Consider the following 25,478-nt stretch of genomic DNA (forward strand, 5'->3'; position numbering starts at 1 on the left):
GACGTCCCTGTTCCATCCTATCGCCACCAGGCCTCGAAAAACGGCTGCAGCGCAATCTGTGGACAACTCCGCCGAAGACGACCTCCCGGTGGACAACCAGACAACCAAACCCGCCAATTGGCTGTCCCGAACGGTCCCGCGGAGGTCTTGGCGTTCGACGTGCCGCGCGGGCAGCGGAAACTGGTGCGGTACCCAGGGCCTGACGAGCAGCGGTCGGCCCCGCGATTCCTACCTGAACGAGACCAAACGCGGCACCGTCTGAATCCGACTGACGCCGGAAACCCTTCGCAGGAAAGACCTCTCGAAAGTCAACTCCACCGCAGAGCCACCAGCTGCGTAAGCAAAGCCAGCCGCACATCAGGATCATCCAGATCGAGCGGCACGAGGTCCAGCAGGCGTTTCATGCGGTACCGCAACGTGTTCGGGTGGATGCGCAGCTCCGCGGCGGCCGCGCGGGGGTCGCCGGGGTGGCGGAGCCATTCGTAGAGCGTGTCGACGTAGCCGGCTTTTGTGGTTTCGTCGTGGGCGCGCAGCAGGCCGAGCGGGCCGAGGTCCGCGACGCGCGCGGTGGCCGAGCCCGTGGCGGCGCGGTGCAGCACCAGCGAAGTCCAGGCGTCCTCGTACGCGACGACGCGTCCCTCGACCAAGCCGGCGCGCAGCAGGCCCAGTGCTTCGTCGGCCTGCGTGCGAGAAGTAGCCAGCGCGGAGACGGCCACGGGGGCGCCGGCGGCGGCGCGGGGGATACCGCCGCGGCGGGAGGCGGGTTGCGCGGCCAGTGCGTCGCGCAGTTCGGCCCAGGCGCCGCCGTCGGGGACCACCGCGTAGAGCAGGCCGCCGAGTTCAGTGGCGACGGGGCGGCGGCCGATGCCCTGGGAGATGCGTTCGAGTAGCGCCAGGCGCAGGCCCTCGGCGTCGCGGCCGTCGCCGCCGGTGACCTCGATCGCGACGACGCGGTGGGGCTCGTCGGACAGGTCCAGCTCGGCCACCACGCGCCGCTGGCCGGGGTGGCCTTCGAGGACGGCCCGCAGCAGTTCGGCCGACGCGCGGCGCTGCGCGTCCGTGTGCGCGCGGCGCCGAAGCAGGTGCAGCGCGACCACCGGTGCCGCGTCGGCGAAGGCGGCCGCGCGTTCTTCGGAAACCGGCCCCGCGACGACGGCCCACATCGACCCCAGCAGCTCGCCGCCCATCCGGATGGGCACGATCAGCCGTGGCAGCGTGCCGTCGCGCTGGGCGGGCACGAAGATCGTCTGCCGCCCGCGCGAGAGCTCGCGGAACACGCCGCGCGAACGGAACCGCGCGAGCACGTCGTCGGGGATCCGGCGGCCCATGATCGTGGCGACGCGCGCGGGGTCGGTGAGGTCCTGGCGCGCGGAGTAGGCGAGCACGCGCGAGTTCGTGTCCTCGATGGTCACGGGCGCGTCGACCACGGACGCCACCGCGTCGGCGAGCCGGAACAGATCGCCTGAACCGGGGTCGCCGCCGTCCTCGAGGGACTCCGATTCGTCGCCGAGCGCGTCGAGGACCGTGCGCAGCAGCCACACGAGCTGGGCCCACGACGTCGCAGAGTGGACCTGGATGAGCGCGATTCCGGCGGATTTCGCCGCGCGGCGCACGGTGGGTTTGGCCGCCAGCGGTGGTTTCAGCAGGACCGCGGCGGCGCCCTGCGCGGCGCTCACGCGCAGCAGTTCGGCCGCGTCGGCCGGATCCACCGTGGCGACGCCCAGCACGAGGTCGCCCGCCGCGATGCCCGTGGGCACGCCGGGCTCGGCGATCACCACGTCGCCCGCCGCCGGGCAGTCGTCGGGCAGCTGGAGCGCGTGGAGCAACGTCGGCCCCACCCGGTCGACCACGCTGCGCACCGAGACCACGTGATACATCCTCGCCGAGACGCGTTCGCGGCGCTCGGCGCGGGTAGCCTTCGACGGAACCGGGCAGCCGCCGGAGAGGATGACGATGGCCATCGTGGGTGTGGGCAAGGTCGTCGTCGGCGTCGAGGACCAGGCGCGGGCGAAGGCGTTCTGGGCGGACACCGTCGGGTTCACCGTGACCACCGACGTGCCCTACGACGACCAGGGCAACCGCTGGATCGAGGTCACCGCGCCCGACGGCACGATCCTGGTGCTGAGCGCGGCGCCGGAGGACCGGCGGCACTTCGAGGGCCGCGACGAGCTGCCGACGTCGAACGTCTTCTTCCACGCCGACGACATCGTGAATACCTGCCAAGAGCTGTCGGAGCGAGGCGTGGATTTCCCCGCGAAGCCCCAGCGGCAGCCGTGGGGCTGGTGGGCGATGTTCACCGACTCCGAGGGCAACCGGTTCGCGCTGCAACAGCGTGACTGAGTCCGTTATGGACGGTCACCCGAACGGGCGCGCGCGGGCACCCGCTCGGGTGATCGACTTGCACGGTAGGTTGACGGAGTACTCCCAGCCCGTGGGAGCCCTTGGGTGGGCCGTTCAGGGGAGCTAGCTTCGTCCGAGGAGCCGATCCCTTTGAGCCGCAAGGAGAAACTGATGCCGGAAGACACCTCGGCCTGGTCCTTCGAGACCAAGCAGATCCACGCCGGCGCGGCACCGGACCCAGCGACCGGCGCCCGCGCGACGCCGATCTACCAGACCACGTCGTACGTCTTCCGCGACACGCAGCACGGTGCAGACCTGTTCAGCCTGGCCGAGCCCGGCAACATCTACACGCGCATCATGAACCCGACGCAGGACGTGCTGGAGCAGCGCCTGGCCGCTCTCGAAGGCGGCGTCGCGGCGCTCGCGTTCGCCTCCGGCTCGGCGGCCACCACCGCGGCGATCCTCACGCTGGCCGGCGCGGGCGACCACTTCGTGTCCAGCCCGTCGCTGTATGGCGGCACCTACAACCTGTTCCACTACACGCTGCCGAAGCTCGGCATCGAGGTCACGTTCGTCGACGACCAGGACGACCCCGAGCAGTGGCGCGCGGCCGTGCGGCCCAACACGAAGGCGTTCTTCGCCGAGACGTTGGCCAACCCGGGCAGCAACGTGCTCGACATCCGCACTGTCGCCGACGTCGCCCACGAGTCCGGCGTACCGCTGATCGTCGACAACACCGTGCCCACGCCGTTTCTGCTGCGCCCGATCGAGCACGGCGCCGACGTCGTCGTGCACTCGGCCACGAAGTACCTCGGCGGCCACGGCACCACGGTGGCGGGCGTGCTCGTGGATGGCGGCACGTTCGACTTCGGCAAGGACCCGTCGCGCTTCCCGGGCTTCTCCGAGCCCGATCCGAGCTACCACGGTCTCAAGTACTGGGAAGCTCTCGGCCCCGGCGCGTACGCGGCGAAGGCGCGCGTGCAGATCCTGCGTGACACCGGCGCGGCCATCTCGCCGCTCAACAGCTTCCTGATCCTGCAGGGCATCGAGACGCTGTCGCTGCGGCTCGAGCGCCACGTCGCGAACGCGCAAGCGCTTGCGGAGTGGCTGGAGCAGCGCGACGAGGTCGAGACCGTGTACTACGCCGGTCTCCCGTCGAGCAAGTTCTACGCGGCCGCGCAGAAGTACCTGCCGCGCGGCGCGGGCGCGGTGCTGTCGTTCGACCTGCGCGGCGGCGTCGAGGCCGGCCGCAAGTTCGTGGACGGCACGGAGCTGCACAGCCAACTGGTGAACATCGGCGACGTGCGCAGCCTGATCGTGCACCCGGCGTCGACCACGCACAGCCAGCTCAACCCCGAGGAGCAGCTCACGAGCGGCGTCACGCCGGGCCTGGTGCGGCTCGCCGTGGGGCTCGAGGGCATCGAGGACCTCAAGGCCGACCTCGAGGCGGGCTTCCGCGCCGCCAAGGCGGAACTGTGACGGATTCCGGTGCGCATCCCCTGCCCGTCACCGGTGCGTGGCGGGCAGGGGACCCACCCGGCAGGCGGCAGTGGTTCACCGGTCCCGGCGCGCTGTCGCTGGAGGCAGGTGGGTCGCTGCCGTCCTACACCCTCGCGTACGAGACGTGGGGCACGCTCAATTCCGACGGTTCCAACGCGGTCCTCGTCGAGCACGCCCTGACCGGCGACAGTCACCTCGCCGGCCCCGCCGAGCCCGGCCACCCCAGCGCGGGCTGGTGGGACGGCCTCGTCGGGCCCGGCAAGGCACTGGACACGGACTCGCTGTTCGTGGTGGCGCCCAACGTGCTCGGCGGCTGCCAGGGCTCCACGGGCCCGTCGTCCCCCGATCCCGACGGTCGGGTTTACGGCAGCCGCTTCCCGGCCGTCACCGTGCGGGACCAGGTGGCGACCGAGGCGGCGCTCGCCGACGCGCTCGGCATCGACCGCTGGGCAGGCGTCGTCGGCGGCTCGATGGGCGGCATGCGGGCCCTCGAATGGGCGGTAACTTTGCCCGATCGGGTGGCGTCCGTCCTGGTTCTCGCTTCGACGGCCCGCGCGTCGGCCGAGCAGATCGCCTGGGCCGCGCCGCAGCTGCACGCCATCCGCTCCGACCCGGGCTGGCACGGCGGTGACTACTACTCGCTGGCGCCGGGCGAGGGCCCGCACGCCGGTCTCGGCGTTGCCCGCCGGATCGCCCACGTGACCTACCGCAGCGAACCCGAACTGGCGCAACGCTTCGACCGCCGGCCGCAGGGTTCGGAGGACCCGCTTCGCCGCGGCCGCTTCGCCGTGGAGTCCTATTTGGACCACCACGCCGACAAGCTGGTGCGCCGCTTCGACGCGGGCTCTTACGTGGTCCTCACGGAGTCCATGAACACCCACGACGTGGGCCGTGACCGTGGTGGGGTGGGTTCGGCTCTGTCCCGGGTCCGGGCGCGGACCGTGGTCGCCGGCGTGGACAGCGACCGGCTTTATCCGCTGTACCAGTCGGTGGAGATCGCGGAGGGCGTCGGTGGTGAGGCGGCGGTGGTTTCGTCGCCGTATGGGCATGATTCGTTTTTGATCGAGACCGGGCAGATCGCGGCTTTGGTGAAGTCCTTGCTGGGTTGACCGGGTGTGGGGCGGCGATCCGAGGCACGCTGGGGTGGTGGACGACGCCTTCACCTCACGCTTGGAGATCACCTACGGTCCGGCTGAACTAGTCGACCCGGTTGGGTCGGTTGGCTTCGCCGGTGGGCTCGGGGCCGAGCCTGGCCCGCCGGTCTCCCTGGACCTGCACCCGATTCTGCGCGACTTCGCCCACTCCACCGACTCCGCTTCACACCAGGCTTGGCTGACCGGCCTCACCTGGACCGCCCACCTTCGCGACTCGATGGTCACCGTCACCGTCACCGGCTCCGTCCCGGACGGCAGTTCCGTCGGCTTCGGGATCCCGGACGGACCCGCAGCCTCCCGCCTGGCCGCCGCCGCGGACCGCCTGCAGGACTTCGTGGTCGAGCACCTCCGCATCGGCCTGCCGCCGGTCCCCGGCACCGCCCGCCCGGCCCACGCCCTCCTCCACGACGGCGAGGCACTGTGGGCCGACGACCGCACGCCCTGGTCCTGCCTGATCGGCTCCTACCTGTGACACATCGGCGCACCCGTGCCGCGATGCACCAGCCGTACGGACCTCTCGCGCCACGGCAGATGCTCACTCGCCAGGACACCGGCGCTCGGGTGGGGCCGTCTGGCCGAGCCGGCAAGGTTCAGAACGCTCGCTCGCCAGGACACCTGCGCTCGGGTGGGGCCGTCTGCCCGAGCCGGCAAGGTTCAGGCCTCGGCACGGCTGCCGCGATGCAGGTGGCAAGGTTCGGGCCGCGGCGGGGCTGTCGGCTGGTTCGCTCGCGCCCGGGCGAAATCCTCGCGTTGCGAGACACCTATCCACCCATCGCTCCGGTACAACCCCCGCGCGACGGCAGAGCCCACCCTCCCCAAGGGGGCCGCCCATGATCCATTCTATCGGCGCCCGGCGACAAAACCCTGTGCTCAGCCGGAGTTGTCCACAGTGCGCCGTGCCCAGCCCAAGTTGTTCACAGCACTCTTTAGTGGACCGCGACGCACCACCTCGATGAGCCGAGGTCGATGCCGCCGCGGCGAACAAGCCGCGCGCCGGTGAGTCGGGCCATCCTCAGCGAGCCGCGAAACGCAGTTGATCAGACCGACAGCAAAAACGCACAACCCGGTGAACCGGACACCCCGACTCCGACCGCAGCCGATCACAGCAACCACAACAAGAAAGGGGCGCCCCACCAAGGGACGCCCCTTCCGTATCACCAAAAACCGCAGATCAGCCGATCGCCGACGTCAACGGGTTGTAGTACCCGCCACGCTGCCCAGCCGCCGTCGGGTGGTAGGACTCGTCCACCGGCCAGGTGAGGCTGTGGAGGTAGTCGCTGGCCGACGAGCAGATGTTGTGCCCCACGAAAGCCGAGCGCACGTCCACGAACTGGGCACCCGCGGCCGCGGCGCGGGAAGCCAGCACCGAGGCCAGTGTGTCCGCGCCGGAGTTGATCGCGGAGCGCTTCGTGTCGCTCAGGCCGACGCTGCAAGAGCCCGGCACGGTGTAGAAGCGCGGGTACGACAGCACCACGAGCTTCGCGTTGGGCGCCTTGGACTTCACGGCGCGGTAGACGTTGTCGAGCAGGCCCGGGAGGGTGTTCTGCACGTAGGTCTTGGCGGTGTTGACCCGGGCGGTGCAGGTCGAGTCGCTGTTGAGGGTGCAGGTGGTGATCACGTCGGTGAAGCCCGCGTCGTTGCCGCCCACGGTCAGGGTGACCAGGGAGGCGCCCGAGGGCATCGAGTTGATCTGGTTGAGCACGTCGCCGGTCTTCGCGCCCGAGCACGCGAGGAAGGTGAACGACGTGCCGGCGTGGGCGTTGGCCCACAGTTGGCCGTAGGCGTTGGCGCTGCGTTTGCAGCTGCCCGAGCTGCCGTAGCTCCCGGCGCCCACCCCGGAGGAGTAGGAGTCGCCGAGCGCGACGTAGCTGGTGGCGGCGTTGGCGGTGCTCACCAGGCCGAGTGAAGCGAGAACAGCGACCCCCAGGGCCGCACACATCCGGAGGAACGTACGTGAGGTGGGACGAGCGGCTTCAGCCATGGTCACTCCAGTCGTGACGGTTCGACGAGAAGAACAAATACCAGGTGGAATCCCCACCCGGCACCCCAGAAATCCCAGGTGACCCCACTTGGCTCACGCACTAAGTAGGGCCGGAAGTTAGCGGTCGCTAACCCGCCGCCCTACTATGAGCGGATGCCGGCGAACCTCACCCCACTCGTGAACGGCGAGAAGGCGAACAGGCGTGAACAGATCATGGCCGCGGCCGCCGAACTGTTCGCCCACCACGGCTTCCACGGTGTCGGGATCGACGACATCGGCGCGGCCGTCGGCATCTCGGGCCCGGCGCTCTACCGCCACTTCCGCAGCAAGGACGCCATCCTCGGCGAGATGCTGAACTCGATCAGCCACTACCTGCTCGAAGGCGGCACCGACCGCGCCGAGACGGGCGGCACGCCGCTCGAGCTCCTCGAAGCGCTGGTGCGCTTCCACGTCGGCTTCGCGCTCGATCACCCGGCGCTGATCACCGTGCAGGAACGTAACCTCGCGAATCTCACCGACAGTGACCGCAAGCAGGTGCGCGCGCTTCAGCGGCAGTACGTCGAGGTGTGGGTGCGCGCGATCCGCGACGCGATCCCTGGCCTCGAAGAGCGCGAAGCCCGCTCGGCGGCACACGCCGTGTTCGGCTTGATCAACTCGACGCCGTACAACCGCCATCTCGGTGACGCAGAGCTGTCCGAGCTGCTGTGCCGGCTCGCTCTGGGCGCACTTTCCGCAGCGGGCTGATCACCCGGATTCGGGGTATCCCCACGGAAGCCGGTGCTGGTGTTTGATAGGCACGTGACCCCGGACCGGAGCGAGGACGAGCAGCGGCTCGTGGAGAAGGCGCAGCGCGCGCTCGTCGCCATCAGCCTCGGCGAGGACGCCGAGGCGCTCGAAGAGGTCACCCCGTCGTCCGACGAGCCGCAGGCGCGCTCGGACGAGACGAAGGAGCTCATGCTGCTGCTGTTCGGCGAGTGCAGCGCCATGGTGTCCACGCTCGGTGACGGCGGCACGGCCCCTGTGAAGGTCCAGGTCTTCGACGAGGACGGCGAAGAGGTCTCCATCGACCAGGCCGACCCACCCGTGCGCACCGCCGTGCGCACGCTGCTCGCCGAAGTGCACGGCAACACCGCCGCCGCGCGCGAGCAGGTGGAGATCGCGTTGGCCAACGCCGCGCCCAACGAGGTCGACAGCCTCGTGCTCCAAGCGCTGCGCTGGACGATCCGGCTGTCGGTCGAATGCCTCGACCGCGATCTCCCCGTCGCCGACTGGATCTCCGACGCCGTCACCGACTGAGTCGCGGGTCCCGGACAAACGCCCGCCGCGCTGGCAGGATCACGGCCATGGAACGCGTGCTCGGCATCGGCGGCTACTTCATCCGCGCTGCGGACCCGGCGGCCCTGGGCGCCTGGTACCGCGACTGCCTCGGCCTCGACGCCGACGAGAACGGGGTGTGGCAGCAACAACCCGGCCCCACCGTCTTCGCGCCGTTCGAGGCCGGCACCGACTACTTCGGCTCGAAGTCGCAGCAGACCATGCTCAACTTCCGCGTCCTCGATCTCGACGCCATGCTCGCCCAGCTGCGCGACAAAGGCGCCGAAGTGGCCGAGGAGACGCAGCAGATGGACGGCGTCGGCCGCTTCGGCTGGGTCACCGACCCTGAGGGCAACCGCATCGAGCTGTGGCAGTCGGCCTGACGCCGGCCACGGTCAGCGGGAGACAGCCAAGGATGACGACGTCCGGAACCTCGACCGTCGCTGTGGTCGGCCCGGGAGCGATCGGGACGACCATCGCGGCCGCACTCCACCAGGTCGGACGCACGCCCCGGCTGTGCGGCCGCACCGCTCGAGACCGGCTCGAGCTGCACGCACCGGCCGGTCACCTCGTGGTGCCCGGCCCGGTCCAGGTCGACGTCACCCAGGACGTGACCCCGGTCGACCTCGTTTTCCTGGCAGTCAAGGCGACGCAGGTCGAGGCGGCAGCGCCCTGGCTGGCCGCGCTGTGCCGAGCGGACACGATCGTCTGCGTTCTCCAGAACGGGGTCGAGCAGGAAACTGTCGTCGCGGAACACACCCGCCTCGGCCGGGTGCTGCCCAGTGTCGTGTGGTTCCCGGCGCAGACCCGGGCCGACGGGTCGGTGTGGCTGCGCGCCCAGGCCCGCTTGACGGTGCCGGACACCGAGCCGGGCCGTGCGGTGTCCGAGGCGCTGGCCGGGAGCTTGTGCACCGTCGAGGCAGCGGCCGATTTCCGCTCGTTGGCCTGGCGCAAGCTCATGCAGAACGCGCTCGCGGGGCTCATGGCCCTCACCGGCCGGCGGGCCGGCATGTTCACACGGGCCGATATCGCCGAGCTCGGGCTCGCCTACCTGCGGGAGTGTCTCGCCGTGGCCCGGGCCGAGGGTGCCAACCTCGATGACGAGGTGCCCCGGGAAATCATCGATACGTTCCGGGCCTATCCGGCGGACATGGGCACGTCGATTCTGGCTGATCGGGAAGCCGGCCGGCCGCTGGAATGGGACGTCCGCAACGGGGTTGTGCTGCGCCGCGGGCGCCACCACGGCATCCCGACACCCGTCAGCGACGTCGTGGTTCCACTGCTCGCAGCCACCGGCGACGGGCCGGGATGACGCGGGTGTGAGCCCCCGGACCCTGGCTGGACACTCCGGTTAGCGGTCGCTAACATCCGAAGGTGAGTTAACGACCGCTAACGTCTGGATCACGGACGTCTTGGATCACCAACGTCTCGACGGGGAGTCATGGACACGCCGGTACTGAGCAGTTCCGCGGATCCGCGCAGCGACGCGTTCGCCCGCAGCGTCACCTCGCACGGCGAGCTCGTCGAGGACCTGCGCAAGCGCCTGGACGCCGCCCGCCTCGGCGGTCCCGAGAAGTCCCGTGTCCGGCATGTCGAACGCGGCAAGCTGCTGCCGCGCGACCGCGTCGACACGTTGCTGGACCCGGGTTCGCCGTTCCTTGAGCTCTCGCCGCTCGCGGCCAACGGCCTCTACGACGACGAGGCACCGAGCGCCGGGATCATCACCGGCGTCGGGCGAGTCTCCGGGCGTGAGTGCGTGATCGTGGCCAACGACGCCACCGTCAAAGGTGGCACGTACTACCCGCTGACGGTCAAGAAGCACCTGCGCGCCCAGGAAGTGGCGCTGCACAACAACCTCCCGTGCATCTACCTCGTCGACTCCGGCGGCGCGTTCCTGCCGCGCCAGGACGACGTGTTCCCCGACCGCGAGCACTTCGGGCGCATCTTCTACAACCAGGCCACCATGTCCGCGCGCGGCATCCCGCAGATCGCGGCCGTGCTCGGCTCGTGCACGGCGGGCGGCGCGTACGTGCCGGCCATGAGCGACGAAGCGGTGATCGTCCGCAACCAGGGCACGATCTTCCTCGGCGGCCCGCCGCTGGTGAAGGCGGCGACCGGTGAGGTCGTCACGGCCGAAGAGCTGGGCGGCGGCGACGTGCACTCGCGCCAGTCCGGCGTCACCGACCACCTCGCCGACGACGACGCCCACGCGCTGCGCATCGTCCGCGACATCGTCTCCACACTCGGCCCGCGCACGCCGCGGCCGTGGGACGTGCGGCCCGTCGAGGAGCCGGCGGCAGACCCGCGCGAGCTCTACGGTGTGGTGCCCACCGATTCGCGCACCCCGTACGACGTGCGCGAGGTGATCGCGCGCGTGGTCGACGGCAGCCGGTTCTCCGAGTTCAAGAAGGAATACGGCGCCACGCTCGTCACCGGCTTCGCGCACATCCACGGCCACCCGGTGGGCATCATCGCCAACAACGGCGTGCTGTTCGCCGAGTCGGCCATGAAGGGCGCGCACTTCATCGAACTGTGCGACCGCCGCTCGATTCCCTTGGTGTTCCTGCAGAACATCACCGGCTTCATGGTCGGCAAGGCGTATGAGGCCGGCGGCATCGCGAAGCACGGCGCGAAAATGGTCACGGCCGTCGCGTGTGCGCGGGTACCGAAGTTCACCGTGATCATCGGCGGCTCGTTCGGCGCCGGCAACTACTCGATGTGCGGCCGGGCGTACTCGCCGCGGTTCCTGTGGATGTGGCCCAACGCGCGGATCTCCGTGATGGGCGGCGAGCAGGCGGCTTCGGTGCTGTCCACGGTCCGCCGCGACGCGATCGAAGCCCGCGGCGGCGAGTGGTCGGCCGAGGACGAGGACGCGTTCAAGGCGCCGATCCGCGACCAGTACGAGCACCAGGGCAGCCCGTACTACTCCACCGCGCGGCTGTGGGACGACGGCGTGATCGACCCGGCGGACACCCGCACGGTGCTCGGGCTCGCGCTGTCGGCCGCGGCCAACGCGCCCCTGCCCGAGGTCAACTACGGCGTTTTCCGGATGTGATGAGCGTGTCTGACGGTTCTTTGTTCACCACGGTCCTGGTCGCCAACCGAGGCGAGATCGCGGTCCGCGTGATCCGCTCGCTGCGGGAGCTGGGCATCCGCTCGGTCGCGGTCTACAGCGACGCGGACGCCGACGCCAAGCACGTGCGCGAGGCCGACACCGCGGTGCGCCTCGGCCCGGCCGAGGCGGCGAAAAGCTATTTGTCGATACCGGCCATCGTCGCTGCGGCCCAGGTGACGGGCGCGCAGGCCGTGCACCCGGGTTACGGCTTCCTCGCCGAGAACGCCGCGTTCGCGCGTGCCTGTGAAGAGGCCGGTCTGGTGTTCATCGGCCCGCCCGTCGCCGCGATCGAGCAGATGGGCGACAAGATCCGCGCCAAGGCCACGGTGTCCGCGGCCGGCGTGCCCGTCGTCCGCGGAGTGTCCGATATGGACATTCCCGAGGGCGGGTTCGCCGAGGCGGTGGCAGGGGTGGGTTACCCGGTGCTGCTGAAGCCGTCCGCGGGCGGTGGCGGCAAGGGCATGCGGCTCGTGCACGAGGAGTCGGAGCTCGCCGCCGCGATCGAGTCCGCTCGCCGCGAGGCCCGGGGTTCGTTCGGCGACGACACACTGCTAGTGGAGCGGTTCGTCACCACGCCGCGCCACATCGAGATCCAGGTGCTGGCCGACAAGCACGGCAACGTCCTGCACCTCGGCGAACGCGAGTGCAGCCTGCAGCGGCGGCACCAGAAGATCATCGAAGAGGCCCCGTCGGTGCTGCTCGACGAGGCCACGCGCCAGAAGATGGGCGCCGCCGCGGCCGAGGCCGCGCGGTCCGTGGGCTACGTCGGCGCGGGCACCGTCGAGTTCATCATGTCGGCGCACGACGCGGACGAGTTCTTCTTCATGGAGATGAACACGCGGCTGCAGGTGGAGCACCCCGTCACGGAGATGGTGACCGGGCTCGACCTCGTGGCGTGGCAGGTCCGCGTGGCCGCAGGTGAGCCGCTGACGGTGAAGCAGGAGGACGTGCGTCTCGAAGGCCACGCCGTCGAAGCCCGCGTGTACGCGGAGGATCCCGCGCGCGGCTTCATTCCGACCGGCGGCACGGTGCTCGCCGTGCACGAGCCGTCGGGCGACGGCGTGCGCGTGGACTCGTGGATGACCGAGGGCGCGGTGGTCGGGTCGAACTACGACCCGATGCTGGCCAAGGTGATCGCTTACGGCCCCAACCGCACGGCGGCGTTGCGCAAGCTCGACCGCGCGTTGGCGGACACGGCGTTGCTGGGTCTGGGCACGAACATCGCGTTCCTGCGCGCCCTGCTCGCCGACGAGGACGTGCGCGCGGGCCGGCTCGACACGGAGCTGGTGGACCGGCGGCTGTCGTCGCTGGTGTCGTCGGAGGTGCCCGAAGGGTTCTTCGTGGCGGCGGCGCTCGACCGGTTGCTTTCGTTGCAACCCCAGGGTTCCGTGGTGGACCCGTGGGACGTGCCCACCGGGTGGCGCATCGGCGGCGGAGGCGGGGTCACGTTCCGCCTGCGCGTCGGCGAGGTCCAGGCCGTGGTGCGGGTGACGGGGCCCGTTTTCAAGGCCACCGTGCAGGTCGACGACAACGAACCGGTCGAGGCCACCGCAGCCCGCGTCGGCGACGTGCTGGAAGTTCGACGCGACAGCGGGATCGAGCGCTACCGCCGCGCCGACGGTCCACAACGGACGGTCTGGCTCGCGCGCGACGGCTTCGGTTTCGCGTTCGCGGACCAGGAAGTGCGGCTGGCGGCGCGTGGTGAAGCCGCGGGCGCCGGGCCGGTGAAGAGCCCGATGCCGGGCACGGTCCTGGTGGTCAAGGTCGCCCAGGGCGACGTGGTCGCGGCCGGCACACCGTTGCTGGTCGTGGAAGCGATGAAGATGGAACACACCGTGACCGCGCCGATCGACGGCGTGGTGAGCGAGCTTTCGGCGCGCGCGGGCCAGCAGGTGGCGTTGGACGAAAGCCTGGCCGTGGTGAGCCCGAGCGAGGAGCAACGATGATCGACTTCCGGCTGGACGAAGAGTACGAGGCGCTGCGCAAGACGGTCGAGGACTTCGCGCACAACGAGGTCGCGCCGGTGATCGGGCCGATGTACGAGAAGGAACAGTTCCCGTACGAGCTCGTCGCCAAGATGGGGGAGATGGGCCTGTTCGGCCTGCCGTTCGCCGAGGAGTTCGGCGGCATGGGCGGCGACTACTTCGCGCTGTGCCTGGCGTTGGAGGAGCTGGCGCGGGTCGACTCGTCGGTCGCGATCACGCTGGAGGCCGGCGTTTCCCTCGGCGCGATGCCGATCTACCGCTTCGGCACGCAGGAGCAGAAGAAAACCTGGCTGCCCGCCCTGTGCTCCGGCGAGGCCCTCGGCGGCTTCGGCCTCACGGAACCGGGCGGCGGTTCGGACGCCGGCGCCACGCGCACCCGGGCCAAGCTCGACGGCGACCAGTGGGTGATCAACGGCAGCAAGGCGTTCATCACCAACTCCGGCACCGACATCACGCGGCTGGTCACCGTCACGGCGGTCACCGACGTGATGGAGAACGGCCGCAAGGAGATCTCCGCGATCCTCGTGCCCTCGGGCACGCCGGGCTTCGCCGTGGCGCCCAAGTACTCCAAGGTCGGCTGGAACTGCTCGGACACGCACGAGCTGTCCTTTGCGGACGTTCGCGTGCCGGCGGAGAACCTCGTCGGCATCCGCGGCCGCGGCTACGCGCAGTTCCTGTCCATTCTGGACGAAGGCCGGGTCGCGATCGCCGCCTTGAGTGTGGGTCTGGCCCAGGGCTGCGTCGACGAGTGCCTCAAGTACGCGAAGGATCGCGTCGCCTTCGGCCACCGGATCGGCGAGTACCAGGCGATCCAGTTCAAGATCGCCGACATGGAGGTGCGCACCCACACCGCGCGCCTCGCGTATTACCAGGCGGCGTCGAAGATGCTGCGCGGCGAACCCTTCAAGAAGGAAGCGTCCATCGCGAAGCTCGTCGCCTCCGACGCCGCCATGGACAACGCCCGCGACGCCACCCAGATCTACGGCGGCTACGGCTTCATGAACGAATACCCGGTCAGCCGCTTCTACCGTGACGCGAAGATCCTGGAGATCGGCGAGGGGACGAGCGAGGTGCAGCGGATGCTCATCGCTCGCCACCTCGGCGTCGCGGGCTAGTACGTCAGCTCGCGGTCAGCACGAAGAACAGGAAGCTCGGGCTGATCGTGAGCAGGCGGTAGTCCTCGGGCCACAGCTCGCGAGCCTCTGGCGCGGGCATGGGTTCGCTGATCACGGAGATCTCGAAGCCCGCCGCGGTGAAGGCGGCGGTCATTGCGTGCAGCGGCCGCATCCAGAACGACATCGGGATGGTCTGGCTGCCGAACGTCCACTCTTCGGTCCAGTTGTACGTCTCGAAGTAGTTGGTCTTGATGCCTTCCATGCGCTGCAGGGCGTGGATCGCGAAGGGGTGGTCGACCGAGATCAGCAGGCGGCCGCCCGGCTTGAGGATGCGCCGCAGCTCGGTGAGCGAAGGGCCCCAGTCCTCCAGGTAATGCAGCACGAGGGACGCGATTATGTCGTCGAACGCGTTGTCGGTGTAGGGCAACGGTTCGGCCAGATCGGCGACGCGCAGGTCGGCTTCGGGCCCGAGCCGGCGGCGGGCCAGCTCCAGCATGCCGGCGCTGAGGTCGAACCCGGACATGATCGCGCCGCGATCGCGCAGCGCCTCGGACAGCGGGCCGGCGCCGCAGCCGGCGTCGAGAATCCGTCTTCCGGTGACGTCGCCGGCGAGCTCCAGCATCGCGGGCTGCTCGTAGTAGGCGTTCTGGATGCCGCTCTCGTTCTGAGCCGCGTACGCCTCGGCGAAGCTGTTGTAGTCGTTGGCCGGCAGTGTCTGATTGTCCGGAGTCATGCGATCGATCATGGCAGAAAACGCCGGACTGCCGGTCGATCCCCTTTCACCATAACCCGGGTGGCAAGCCGGAAACATCGGCCCGCGGGGCGATGTTTCGGCACCGCCGAATGATTACTGTGGTCGGCATGCCTGAGGAACAAGCACTGAACGTCGGCCCGTCCGGAATCGAGCTGGCGTACGAACGCTTCGGTGACCCCGGAATGCCGCCGGTCGTGCTGATCATGGGCGGTGGCGCGCAGATGATCAACTGGCCTGAGGAGTTCTGCCGGGAACTGGTGGACCGCGGCCTGCACGTGATCCGCTTCGACAACCGCGACTCCGGCCGGTCCACGCATTTCGACGACGCGCCCGTGCCGGATTTCCCGGCCGTTCTCGCGGGGGATTTCGCGACGGCGTCCTACACGCTGTCGGACCTCGCGGGTGACACGGTAGGGCTGCTTGATCTGCTCGGGCTGGAGAGCGCACACCTCGTCGGAGCGTCGCTCGGCGGGATGATCGCGCAGATGGTCGCCATCGAGCACCCCGATCGGGTGCGGACGCTGACGTCCATCATGTCCACGACCGGCGCCCCGGGTGTGGGTGCGCCCGACCCGTCGATCTTGGCCGAGATGGGACAGCCGCCGAGCGAGCGGGAGGCGTTCGTGGCGTGGCAGGTGCGAGCGTCGCGGATCACCGGGTCGCCGGGGTTCGAGTTCGACGAAGCTGCCGTCGCCGAGCGAGCGGGGCGGACGTTCGACCGGGGCTACCCCGCACTGGGCATGCCGCGGCAAGCCGTCGCCGTGGTGGCGTCGGGCGACCGCACGGACCGGCTGCGAGGGCTGGACGTGCCCACCCTGGTCATCCACGGCGACGCCGACCGCATGTGCGACCTCAGCGGCGGCCGCGCAACGGCGGACGCGATTCCCGGGGCGGAGCTCGTGGTGGTGCCCGGCATGGGGCACAGCCTGCCGCGCGAGTTGTGGGCGGACTTCGCGACGCGGATCGCGGCGCTGGTCAAGACACGATGACCGCGGCCAGCGCGGCGGGTGCGGTGCGCTGGGCGAAGTGCTGCTGGTCGTCGAGCACGCGCACCTCCGCACCCAGCCGGGCGGCGTAGCGGCGCACCCCGTCAACCATGCGGGTCGGGCTGGCGCCACCCAGCACGAACCGCGCCGGCACGGAGACCTCGGGTAACCCCGCCTCGACGATCGCCGCGTCGTACGCAGTGGTGTGCGCGAGCGCGAGATCTTCTTGCCACTGCGGGGTTTCCCGCATCGACGCGACCACGTCGGCATCCGGAGCCGGGGCGCTGGCGCCTGACCGACACCGCATGGACCGCCAGCGGCGACGAGACTCCGGCCGCCGTCGCCGAACGCTTCCGCGGCCGCCTCGCCGCGGCGACGGGCGCCCGGCCGCGAGTGCGGATCCGCGACTGGATCAAACCGTTCACCATCCAGCAACGCGCGGTCCCCACCATGCAGTCCGGCCGCTGCTTCGTCGCGGGCGACGCCGCCCACGTCCACAGCCCGGCCGGCGGTCAGGGCATGAACACCGGGCTGCAGGACGCGTTCAACCTGGGCTGGAAACTGGCGGCCGCCTGTGCGGGAGACGCCGGCGCGGCCCTGCTGGACACGTACTCGCTCGAACGCGTCCCGGTCGGCTCCGCACTGCTCGACGCCACCGCGATGATCACCGACTACGTGATGCACGGCGACCTCTCCGATCAGTCCGGAGTGGACAGTGCGGGCCGCGAGATCATCGGCCGTACTCAGGCGCTCGCGTCGCGCTATGCCGACAGCCCGCTCACCTCGCCCGGTCCCGGAACTCCGGCGCCCGGCGAGCGCGTCACCCGCGTCGGCCCTTCGGCTGCGAAGACGCCCGGCTGGCGCGATTTTCTCGACCGGCTGCGTGATCCGCGCTGGCTGCTCGGGCACCGCGCCACGGCGAGTCCCGCGGCGCCCGGGCTGACCGGATGCCCCGTGGCCGATCCGGTGGCCGAGGACCTGCAACTCGGCGACGGCTGGCTGCTCGTGCGTCCTGACGGCTACATCGCCGCCCGCGGTACGAACGGGACCCCGGTGCGATTCGGGTACGCCGGCGGTTAGTCGATCGCCACTTCCGCCTCGATCTCCACCGGAATGCCGAACGGCAGCTCGGCGAGGCCGACCGCCGAGCGCGCGTGGTCACCCGCGTCCGCGCCCCACAGCTGCACGATGAGGTCGGAAAAACCGTTGACCACGGCTGGAGTGCGGGCGAACCCGGGCGCGGTGTTGACCATGCCGAACACGTGCAGCCACGCCGTGACACGGTCGAGGTCGCCGAGCGCGCGCTTCAGTGAGGTGAGCACCGCGAGCGCGGTCAGGCGGGCGGCCGCATACGCCTGTTCCTCGGTGACCTCGGCGCCGACCTTGCCGAACGGGCCGGCGAGGGACCCGTCGGGTAGCAACGGGCCGTGGCCTGAAACGAAAGCGCGGTCGCGGAAGACGCGGACCCACGGAAACGAGAGCGTGACGCCGGGCGGCGGGTTCATCGGCTCCGGCAGCTGCAGGCCGAGCTCGGCCAGGCGGTTTTCGATGTGCACGACGGGAGCGTACGGGCTGGGATAGTAATACCGGTATAGTTATCCGCATGGTGGAGCTGAAGACCGCGACCGAGCTCGCGGTGATGCGGGAGGCGGGCCGCGTGGTGGCCCAGACGCTGGTTGCGGTGCGGGAGGCCGCGGACATCGGCGTTTCGCTGGCCGAGCTGGACGCCGTCGCCGCTAAGGTGATGGCCGACGCCGGCGCGAAGCCGTCGTTCCTCGGCTACCACCCGAACTGGGCGCCGACGCCGTACCCGGGCGTGATCTGCGCCAGCGTCAACGACGCCGTCGTCCACGGCATCCCCGGCCGGTACCGGCTACGCGACGGCGACCTGCTGAGCATCGACTGCGGCGCGTCCATCGACGGCTGGCACGGCGACGCCGCGGTGAGCTTCGTCGTCGGCGCAGCGGACTCGGCCGACCTCGCCTTGATCGCCGCGACGGAAAAGGCGCTCGCGGCAGGCATCGCGGCCGCGCGGCCCGGCGCGAAGATGGGCGACATTTCGGCCGCCATCGCCTCGATCGGCCGCGCGTCGGGTTACGGCGTCACCGAAGACCACGGCGGCCACGGCATCGGCCGCGCGATGCACGAGGACCCGCCGGTGCCCAACGACGGCCGCCCCGGTCGCGGCCCGCGCCTGCGGCCCGGCCTGGTCCTCGCCCTCGAGCCCATGTTCACCCGCGGCGGCCTCGACGACTACCGGCACGCCGACGACGGCTGGACCGTCCACACCACCGACGGCACCCGCGCGTCGCACTCGGAGCACACCGTCGCGATCACCGAGGCCGGGCCGCTGGTCCTGACACTGCCCTAGGGGTACAACGTCGAGGATGGGGACTTTCACGATCCGCCCAGGCGAACCCGGCGACGCCGACACGTTGCTGCGCTTCTTCGACGAGGCGGTCGAGTGGCTGGTCGCGCGCGGCAGCGCCGGTCAGTGGGGTGATCAGCCGTGGAGCGGCATTCCGCACCGGGCCTCGCGCGTGGCCGACATGGCGACGGAGCCGGGTCTCGGCATCGCCGAGGTCGACGGTGAGCCCGCGGGGGCGTTGATCGTCCGCGAGGAATGCCCGAAGTACGTGCCGCCGGCCGGGGAGCGGGAGCTGTACATCGGGCTGCTCATCACGTCGCGCCGGTTCGCGGGTCACCGGGTGGGCGCGCGGCTGCTGGAGCACTCGCTGGAGGAAGCCCGGAAACGCGGCATCGGCCTCGTGCGCGTCGACTGCTGGGCCGGCGGCGACGGTGAGCTGCAGCGCTACTACGAGGGCCAGGGCTTCACGCCGACGGTCCGCTTCGACGTCGACGGCTGGATCGGTCAGGTCTTCGAGCGACGCCTCTGATCGGGGCAGTCGGCTGGCGCTCGGCGACGCGCCGGGGCACGATATTGACACGACGCCAACAGTGCCCCGAAGCAAGAGGAGCCAGCCATGGCCAAGCAGCCGCGAACGCTGTCCGGAAAGGTCATCGTCATCACCGGTAGCGCGCAGGGCATCGGGGCCGCAACGGCCACCGCGCTCAAGCGGCTCGGCGCGCGGGTGGTGCTGGGCGACCTCGACCACGTCCGCGCGGAGAAGACGGCCGGTGAGCTGGGGCCGGAGGCCGTCGCGCTGGCGCTGGACGTGACCGACACGAAAGCGTTCACCGAGTTCCTCGACGAGGTCGAGCGCCAGGTCGGGCCCATCGACGTGCTGATCAACAACGCCGGCATCATGCCGCTGGCGCCGCTCGACGAGGAGGACGACGCGGCGACGCGGCGGATGCTGGAGATCAATCTGCACGCGGTCATCCACGGCACGCGCGAAGCCGTGAAGCGGATGAAGCCGCGGCGGACCGGGCACATCGTGAACATCGCTTCGATGGCCGGGAAGTCCGGGTTCCCGGGCGCGGCCACGTACTGCGCGACCAAGCACGCCGTGGTCGGGCTGTCGGAGGCGGTGCACCTCGAGCTGCGCGGTACGGGCGTGTCGGTGTCGTGCGTGATGCCGGCGGTGGTGCGCACGGAGCTGGCGTCCGGGCTCGGCGAGGCGAAGTTCATCAAGTCCGTGGGGCCCGAAGACGTCGCGGCGGCGATCGCGGATGCCCTGAAATACCCGAAGTTCGATGTTTTCGTGCCGAAATCCCTGGATTTCACGGGCCGGATCACGCGGCTGTTCCCGCGCGCGTTCGGCGAATGGTTCGTGCGCGCGCTCGGCGGTGATCAGCTGCTGGCGTCGGCCGCGCATTCTCGGGCGCGGGCGGAATACGAGTCCCGCGCTGCTCAGAGCGCTCCGGCGGCCGACGCGGGGAACTAGGGTTCCCGGTCACCGAACACTGTCCGAAATGGACGTGCTTGCCGGGTGCTTGCAAGTGTGGCGGTGTTGATGCCACCCCCGGCCACGGGCAAGATTGCCTCCGAGAGGTCGAGCTCAGGAGGCACACATGGTTTCACCCACGGCACGGCTGGCCGCAGCGGCGTCGAACGTCGTGGGGAAGGTGCTGCACGGCGGCGTCGCCGACCTGCGCCCGATGCCCCGGGTGCTCATCGACCAGGGCCCGAACCGCTCGCTGTACCGGATGACCCACAGCGGCGCGCCGGTGTCGGGGCCGCCGATCCTGCTCGTGCCGCCGCTGGCCGCGCCCGCGCTGTGCTTCGACCTGCGCCGCGGCTGCAGCCTGATCGAGCACCTGGTGGAGGCCGGGCGCAACGTCTACCTCGTCGACTACGGCAACGTCGCGTTCTCCGACCGGCGCCTCGGCATCGAGCACTGGATCGACGAGGTGCTGCCGCGCGCGATCCGCAAGGTCAGTGAGGACGCGGGCGGCGAGGGCGTGCACCTGGTGTCGTGGTCGCTGGGCGGGATCTTCTCGCTGCTGGTGAACGCCGACCAGCCCGAGCTGCCGATCGAGTCCGTCACCGCCATCGCGTCGCCGGTCGACTTCGCGGCGATCCCGATCGTGGCGCCGTTCCGCCCGCTCGTCGACCTCACCGGCGGCCACCTGCTCACGCCGATCTACCGCGCGTTCGGCGGCGCACCGTCCTATTTGGTCACCCGCGTGTTCCGCGCGACGGGCATCAGCAAGGAGATCACGAAGCCCATCGCGATCCTCTCGCACCTCGACGACCGCGACTACCTCGCGCAGATCGAGGCCGTGGACCACTTCATGGACAACATGTACGCCTACCCGGGCCGCACGTTCGGGCAGCTCTACCACCGGCTCTTCCGCACCAACGACCTCGCCGAGGGCACCGTCGACCTCAACGGGCGCAAGATCAGCCTGTCGGACGTGAAGGCTCCGGTACTCGTCGTCGCGGGTGAGAACGACACGATCGCCCCGCAGGCTTCGGTGGAACGCGTGGTGCGGCTGCTGGAAAACGCGCCGGAAGTGCGCTTCCGCACCGCGCCCGGCGGCCACCTCGGCGTGCTGACCGGGCGAAAAGCGCGGGGCACCACGTGGACTTATCTGGACGAATTCCTCGACGATCGCATCTGACGGCAAAAAAGGGGCACCGGCTGGAACCGGTGCCCCTTTTTCGTCGGCTCAGACCGCCGGCGCCTGACCGTTGCGAGCGGTGATCCAATCACGCACTTCACGCTGCAGCAGACCACGCAGGGCGAGGGCTGCGAACACCAGCGGCAAAACGCCGGAAAAGCCGCTGCTGATCAGCGTGACGATGCCGTTGATGATGATCACGGCCTCGACCACGATGGCGGTCACGAACGCCCACTGCTTGCCTTGCGGGAGCACGATCGCGCAGGCGGCAAGAGCGATCGCCATCACGATGTTGATCACCACGATCACCAGCAGCACCCCGGCGAAACCCCCGGCGGAGGCGCCCGCGACGGCCCCGATCAGGATCGAGCCGAGCACGCTGAAGGCGACCTGGATCCACATGAAGATCCGCGCCTGTCCCAGGCCCTTGGGTGGGCCGTACTCCCCAGGATTCGTCATGCCGGGAAGGTTAAGGCAAACGGGTCGAAATCGATCGGCAGGAGATCAATCCGATATTCTGCTCGTAAGCCGCGAATTTTGGGTTGGGTTGGGGAAAAACTCACATAAGCGCGGTGAGTGCCTTTTCGAATGCGTCGAGGGCGCCGAGTGCGTCGCTGTAGCAGTTGGGCAGGAAGTAGACCGAGCCGTAGAGGTGGTTGGCCTTCGTGGCGGGCAGCGTGGTGAAAGCCGTCTGGTCGAACAGTTCCGGGCCGAGGTTGGCGGGCTTGTCGGCGGTGGTGGAGTAGTAGAAGATCGCGTCGGCGTCGCGCAGGTCTTCGATGAGCTCGTAGGAAACGGTCTGCTGCTGCACCGCCTTGGTCGACGCCGTGGCGAACTGCACGCCGGCGTCGGCGAGGATGCCGCCGATGGGGGATTTCGGGCCGTAGACCCAGAACTGGCCCTGGTCGAAGCCGCCCTGGATGATGCCCCAGTGGACGCGGGCGAGCACGTCGGCGTGGTCGCGCTTGATCGCGGCGGTGCGGTCGGTGTAGCGCTGCTGCAGGCCCTGCAGCGCGTTGCCGAGGCCGAGCGCTTCGGCGCTCGCGTCGCTCATGTCGCGCCACGGGACCTTCGAGTTGTTGAACGGCAGGATCACCGTCGGGGCGATCTGCTTGAGCTGCTCGTAGGGCGGCTTGGCGCCGTCGATGCCGAGGATGAGGTCGGGCTTGAGCGTCGCGACCTTCTCGAGGTTGATCGAACCACCGACGGTGCCCTTGGAGATTTTCGTGATCGGCCGCCACTTCTCCACGAACTGCGGCTCCACGTACTGCTCACCCGCGCTGTACACCCCGACCGGCGTCCGCCCGAGATCGAACGCGGCGCCCATCGTGAAGCTGTCGAGCGTCACCACCCGCTGCGCCTGCTCGGGAACGTCCACGGGACCGTTCACAGTGGACACCCGGCGCGTCTTCGATCGCGGTCGCGGCGGATCTCGGGCGCTCCAGGAGCATCGTCGTCATGCCGCGGATGTTAGCTTAGGCTTCCCTTTGTTGGTAGACTATGTGACGCTGAAGCCGGAGCAGGGCTGAGCGGATGTGGGCCTACTTGAGCTGCGCCGAAGTCTTCCCCAACACTCGCCGAGCCACGATCAGCTGCTGGATCTGCTGCGTCCCCTCGAAGATGTCCAGGATTTCTCAGCTGGTTTTCGCCGACCTCTCGGTTTTGACGGCAAACGGCCTTTGACCTGCGCTGATGTGTCTCGCTAGTTCTCGTCGTCTGTCGCTGCTCCCTGGCCTCTGACGGCCTGGAGACGGCCTGGCGCTCAGCCACACCTACCCCTGCATCCCGATACGAAGCCAGCACGCGGCCGGTGGTGCCGGGTCAAGACACGCTTCACCGTCTTGACGTGGTGCTACCGGCCGTTGTCACGATCCGGCGTCGGGATGGAGGTCCCTCACGACGGTGCGTAACAGAGATCGCGTCACTAACGACCCGTATGGCACAGTCGCTCGCAGAGGAGGCCGACGTTGGCTCTGGGGACCCGTGTGTCGCCGCGGCGCGGCGCTGCGCCAGGTGACCCGCTGGCGGCCGCACCGCCCGGCCGGCGGGCGAAGCGGAGCGGCAGCCCGCCGTGTCGGAAGCGGATGCGGCCGCCCAGGCGAGGGGCTACTTAGGCGACAGGCGCGCAGCCACCGGCGGCGCGCCCTTGATTCCATAGAGCCAAGTTCGGCAGCGAATCGGAGAAGTATGGGTTTTCTGGCGTCACTCTTACCTGGAATTCGAGAGCTTCGTGCCCCACTCGCGTCCGGCGCGATCTGGCTCAGTGTAATATTTTTGGTCGCTCACGATGCGCTGAAATCGGCTGCGGCCACTCTCAAAAGTTTCACGTTGGGCGTATTGCCAGAAACCTCGCTGGCATACCTCGCGCCAGCGTTGGCCCTAAGTGTCGCATACCTTCTCGGAAGTCTTGCGGAGACAATCCTCAATCCAGTGATATTTCGGATTGGGTCCTTGATGAGGGTGATGATCCTCAAGCTAATAAGATTGAAATATAAAATAGTAGACATGGAAAGGGCGAAGATTCGACGCTTTAGTAAGATTTTCAGACCGCTTGAAAGTATGGAACTGCATGTATGGCCGTTAACAATAAGTTCCAGAAGCTTGCTTGTGGACGCTATCTCGTCCAATCTTACAAAGACTGGAATGCCCGGCGGTGCCGCGATGATTTTTCCGATCGACGTCGCCCTGGGGGCGCTGCAGTACGGATCAGCTCGCCTGCCTCAGTCTGCTCCGCTCCTCTATCAAGAATATGATCGACTGAGATCCGAAGTAGAATTACGGGTCGCCATCGCGCCAGGGTTGGTCTGTCTGGCTACGGTACTCCCCTTCGGTAGTCGCCCGCTGATAGTCAGCTTGGCAGCAATGATAGGAATCGTAATACTTATTCAAGCGGCCCAAAAGTATCGACTGTCTCATGGTATCCTTGCAAACTGCTATTATCAGAAGTATGTCGACTTCCCGATAGTTGAAGCTCTGCAAGAGTCTATCGCGCTCCTGGATCCGAAGCCTAAATCTGAAGCCACTTGGATGGCGGCAATGGTTAGCATCTTGTTTAATCGCGGATTCTTTGATGAAGCGTCGACATGTCTGGGTGACATGCACCGCGAAGGCTTACCTGCTCAGGCGCAAGAAAAAGTCAAACAATACCTTGAGGTAAATTGTCCAGAGTTAGCTGATTCCTGGCGTGCTGAAATCTCTGCTGGCGGTGTCAAGAAAATAAGTTCTGCACAGAATTCCTCGGTTGCTAACGAGTCTCTATAAAGAGCGAACCTCGTATCGAGCGACTAGGAACCGTATTGGGTCGTCTTGGCGGTGAGGTTTGTCCCAATGTTGAAACCTGACTTGGCTCAAGATCGCTGATCTTGGGTAGGGTGCTGGCTGTTGAGCTGCGGTTTCGTCGTGTGAACGGCGAAAATCTGCGCACTAAGCGGCCGGTTCTAGGGGTCTGCCCATCGCTTCCCGGTTACGGCTTCAGCGACAAGCCGGCCGCGCCGGGGTGGGGGATCGAGCGGATATCCGATGCGTGGTGCGAGCTGATGGCCCGGCTCGGCTACCGGCGGTTCGGCGCCCAGGGCAGCGACTGGGGCACTAGCATCGCCACGAGCATCGGTCAACGGCAACCCGATCGGGTCGCCGGCATCCATCTCATGCCGCCGCTCGCACCGCCCGATCCGGCCACGTTGGACGACCTCACCGGTGCCGAGCGGGCGGCGCTCGCGACACTGCGGGAGGCGGACGAATGGGGCTCCGGATACTCGGCGCAGCAGTCGACCCGGCCGCAGACGGTCGGCTACGGGCTGGTCGACTCGCCGGCCGCCCTCTGCGCCTGGATCGTCGAGAAGTTCTGGTCGTGGACCGACTCCGGTGGCGACCTGCATCGGGTTATTACCCGGGATGAGCTGCTCGACAACCTGATGCTCTACTGGCTGCCCGGCACCGGTGCCTCATCCGCCCGGCTGTACTGGGAAAGCCTCCGGCAGGTCAACGAATGGATCTCCGGGTCGGCCGGCGCGCCGGTGACCGTACCCACCGGCTGTTCGGTCTTCCCCAAGGAGCTGCAGCGCCCGTCTCGGCGGTGGGCGGAGCGCCGGTTCCCGAACATCCGGTACTGGAACGAGCCCGGCAAGGGCGGCCACTTCGCGGCGTTCGAGCAGCCGGCGTTGTTCGTCGACGAGGTCCGGTCATTCTTCCGGCTGGTCCGCTGAT

At 68.9% G+C, this 25,478-nt stretch carries 26 protein-coding genes; 19 read left to right on the forward strand and 7 right to left on the reverse strand.

Annotated features, from left to right (window positions below; genetic code table 11):
- Positions 1-308: 308 nt before the first annotated feature.
- Complete coding sequence (locus AB0H62_RS34520) at positions 309-1,868, reverse strand: helix-turn-helix domain-containing protein (protein WP_360590921.1); 1,560 nt, start codon at positions 1,866-1,868, stop codon at positions 309-311.
- An 85-nt stretch (positions 1,869-1,953) separates the two neighbouring features.
- Between AB0H62_RS34520 and AB0H62_RS34525 the strand changes: the two genes are divergently transcribed.
- From AB0H62_RS34525 to AB0H62_RS34540, 4 genes are all read left to right on the forward strand, one after another.
- Entirely contained in the window at positions 1,954-2,340 is a 387-nt protein-coding gene (locus AB0H62_RS34525; protein ID WP_360590741.1) for a VOC family protein, read from the forward strand.
- Positions 2,341-2,511: 171 nt separating this feature from the next.
- Entirely contained in the window at positions 2,512-3,819 is a 1,308-nt protein-coding gene (locus tag AB0H62_RS34530; protein ID WP_220243984.1) for a bifunctional o-acetylhomoserine/o-acetylserine sulfhydrylase, read from the forward strand.
- On the forward strand, positions 3,816-4,949 hold the full coding sequence (locus AB0H62_RS34535) for a homoserine O-acetyltransferase (RefSeq protein ID WP_360590743.1): 1,134 nt from the start codon (positions 3,816-3,818) through the stop codon (positions 4,947-4,949). Before AB0H62_RS34530 ends, AB0H62_RS34535 begins: the two co-directional genes overlap by 4 nt.
- A gap of 37 nt (positions 4,950-4,986) precedes the next feature.
- Positions 4,987-5,466, forward strand: coding sequence for a hypothetical protein (locus AB0H62_RS34540; protein WP_360590745.1), 480 nt, complete (start codon positions 4,987-4,989; stop codon positions 5,464-5,466).
- Between the two features lie 699 nt (positions 5,467-6,165).
- On the opposite strand, the gene AB0H62_RS34545 is transcribed toward AB0H62_RS34540, so the two are convergent.
- Complete coding sequence (locus AB0H62_RS34545; protein ID WP_220243981.1) at positions 6,166-6,933, reverse strand: SGNH/GDSL hydrolase family protein; 768 nt, start codon at positions 6,931-6,933, stop codon at positions 6,166-6,168.
- A 195-nt stretch (positions 6,934-7,128) separates the two neighbouring features.
- Between AB0H62_RS34545 and AB0H62_RS34550 the strand changes: the two genes are divergently transcribed.
- The 7 genes from AB0H62_RS34550 to AB0H62_RS34580 all read left to right on the forward strand — a co-directional run bounded on the left by AB0H62_RS34550 (position 7,129) and on the right by AB0H62_RS34580 (position 14,504).
- Positions 7,129-7,719, forward strand: coding sequence for a TetR/AcrR family transcriptional regulator (locus AB0H62_RS34550; protein WP_220243980.1), 591 nt, complete (start codon positions 7,129-7,131; stop codon positions 7,717-7,719).
- Positions 7,720-7,773: 54 nt separating this feature from the next.
- Positions 7,774-8,271, forward strand: coding sequence for a hypothetical protein (locus AB0H62_RS34555; RefSeq protein ID WP_354864654.1), 498 nt, complete (start codon positions 7,774-7,776; stop codon positions 8,269-8,271).
- A 47-nt stretch (positions 8,272-8,318) separates the two neighbouring features.
- Positions 8,319-8,672, forward strand: coding sequence for a VOC family protein (locus AB0H62_RS34560; protein ID WP_360590748.1), 354 nt, complete (start codon positions 8,319-8,321; stop codon positions 8,670-8,672).
- A gap of 32 nt (positions 8,673-8,704) precedes the next feature.
- Complete coding sequence (locus tag AB0H62_RS34565) at positions 8,705-9,601, forward strand: oxidoreductase (protein ID WP_360590750.1); 897 nt, start codon at positions 8,705-8,707, stop codon at positions 9,599-9,601.
- 129 nt (positions 9,602-9,730) lie between these two features.
- Positions 9,731-11,344, forward strand: coding sequence for a carboxyl transferase domain-containing protein (locus tag AB0H62_RS34570; RefSeq protein WP_360590752.1), 1,614 nt, complete (start codon positions 9,731-9,733; stop codon positions 11,342-11,344).
- 20 nt (positions 11,345-11,364) lie between these two features.
- The gene (locus tag AB0H62_RS34575) at positions 11,365-13,350 is read left to right on the forward strand and encodes an acetyl-CoA carboxylase biotin carboxylase subunit (protein WP_360590923.1); all 1,986 of its coding nucleotides are present in this window, start codon (positions 11,365-11,367) and stop codon (positions 13,348-13,350) included.
- Positions 13,347-14,504 (forward strand): acyl-CoA dehydrogenase family protein, encoded by a 1,158-nt coding sequence (locus tag AB0H62_RS34580; RefSeq protein WP_360590754.1) that lies wholly within the window; start codon positions 13,347-13,349, stop codon positions 14,502-14,504. Before AB0H62_RS34575 ends, AB0H62_RS34580 begins: the two co-directional genes overlap by 4 nt.
- Positions 14,505-14,508: 4 nt before the next feature.
- Here AB0H62_RS34580 and AB0H62_RS34585 read toward each other — a convergent pair whose 3' ends face one another.
- Positions 14,509-15,237 carry a class I SAM-dependent methyltransferase gene (locus AB0H62_RS34585; protein ID WP_220243974.1) on the reverse strand — a complete coding sequence of 243 codons (729 nt, stop codon included), beginning with the start codon at positions 15,235-15,237 and terminating at the stop codon, positions 14,509-14,511.
- 128 nt (positions 15,238-15,365) lie between these two features.
- Here AB0H62_RS34585 and AB0H62_RS34590 point away from each other — a divergent pair, with 128 nt between their 5' ends.
- On the forward strand, positions 15,366-16,247 hold the full coding sequence (locus AB0H62_RS34590) for an alpha/beta hydrolase (RefSeq protein WP_220243973.1): 882 nt from the start codon (positions 15,366-15,368) through the stop codon (positions 16,245-16,247).
- Here AB0H62_RS34590 and AB0H62_RS34595 read toward each other — a convergent pair.
- Complete coding sequence (locus AB0H62_RS34595) at positions 16,234-16,494, reverse strand: hypothetical protein (RefSeq protein ID WP_255638888.1); 261 nt, start codon at positions 16,492-16,494, stop codon at positions 16,234-16,236. The two genes, AB0H62_RS34590 and AB0H62_RS34595, sit on opposite strands and share 14 nt — an antisense overlap.
- A 41-nt stretch (positions 16,495-16,535) precedes the next feature.
- On the opposite strand from AB0H62_RS34595, the gene AB0H62_RS34600 reads away from it, so the two are divergent.
- Positions 16,536-17,324, forward strand: coding sequence for an FAD-dependent monooxygenase (locus tag AB0H62_RS34600; protein ID WP_360590925.1), 789 nt, complete (start codon positions 16,536-16,538; stop codon positions 17,322-17,324).
- On the opposite strand, the gene AB0H62_RS34605 is transcribed toward AB0H62_RS34600, so the two are convergent.
- Entirely contained in the window at positions 17,321-17,800 is a 480-nt protein-coding gene (locus AB0H62_RS34605) for a RidA family protein (protein WP_360590757.1), read from the reverse strand. The genes AB0H62_RS34600 and AB0H62_RS34605 overlap by 4 nt on opposite strands.
- 47 nt (positions 17,801-17,847) lie before the next feature.
- Here AB0H62_RS34605 and map point away from each other — a divergent pair, with 47 nt between their 5' ends.
- The 4 genes from map to AB0H62_RS34625 all read left to right on the forward strand — a co-directional run bounded on the left by map (position 17,848) and on the right by AB0H62_RS34625 (position 21,272).
- Positions 17,848-18,615 (forward strand): type I methionyl aminopeptidase, encoded by a 768-nt coding sequence (map, locus tag AB0H62_RS34610; RefSeq protein WP_360590759.1) that lies wholly within the window; start codon positions 17,848-17,850, stop codon positions 18,613-18,615.
- Between the two features lie 16 nt (positions 18,616-18,631).
- On the forward strand, positions 18,632-19,141 hold the full coding sequence (locus AB0H62_RS34615) for a GNAT family N-acetyltransferase (protein WP_360590761.1): 510 nt from the start codon (positions 18,632-18,634) through the stop codon (positions 19,139-19,141).
- 87 nt (positions 19,142-19,228) lie between these two features.
- Positions 19,229-20,092: an SDR family oxidoreductase gene (locus AB0H62_RS34620; protein ID WP_360590763.1), complete on the forward strand. Its 864-nt coding sequence runs from the start codon at positions 19,229-19,231 to the stop codon at positions 20,090-20,092.
- A gap of 127 nt (positions 20,093-20,219) precedes the next feature.
- Positions 20,220-21,272: an alpha/beta fold hydrolase gene (locus AB0H62_RS34625; RefSeq protein WP_220243968.1), complete on the forward strand. Its 1,053-nt coding sequence runs from the start codon at positions 20,220-20,222 to the stop codon at positions 21,270-21,272.
- 48 nt (positions 21,273-21,320) lie between these two features.
- Here the strand turns inward: AB0H62_RS34625 and AB0H62_RS34630 are convergent, their stop codons facing one another.
- Entirely contained in the window at positions 21,321-21,731 is a 411-nt protein-coding gene (locus tag AB0H62_RS34630) for a hypothetical protein (protein WP_220243967.1), read from the reverse strand.
- Positions 21,732-21,831: 100 nt separating this feature from the next.
- Entirely contained in the window at positions 21,832-22,662 is an 831-nt protein-coding gene (locus AB0H62_RS34635; protein WP_360590766.1) for an ABC transporter substrate-binding protein, read from the reverse strand.
- A 1,115-nt stretch (positions 22,663-23,777) separates the two neighbouring features.
- Here AB0H62_RS34635 and AB0H62_RS34640 point away from each other — a divergent pair.
- Both AB0H62_RS34640 and AB0H62_RS34645 read left to right on the forward strand, forming a co-directional pair.
- Positions 23,778-24,533: a hypothetical protein gene (locus AB0H62_RS34640; RefSeq protein WP_360590768.1), complete on the forward strand. Its 756-nt coding sequence runs from the start codon at positions 23,778-23,780 to the stop codon at positions 24,531-24,533.
- 140 nt (positions 24,534-24,673) lie between these two features.
- A complete protein-coding gene (locus AB0H62_RS34645) occupies positions 24,674-25,477 on the forward strand; it encodes an alpha/beta hydrolase (RefSeq protein WP_284742605.1) in 804 nt (267 codons plus the stop codon).
- Position 25,478: the final 1 nt, after the last annotated feature.

It is taken from the genome of Amycolatopsis sp. NPDC050768 (assembly GCF_040654155.1).
Taxonomy (GTDB): Bacteria; Actinomycetota; Actinomycetes; order Mycobacteriales; family Pseudonocardiaceae; genus Amycolatopsis.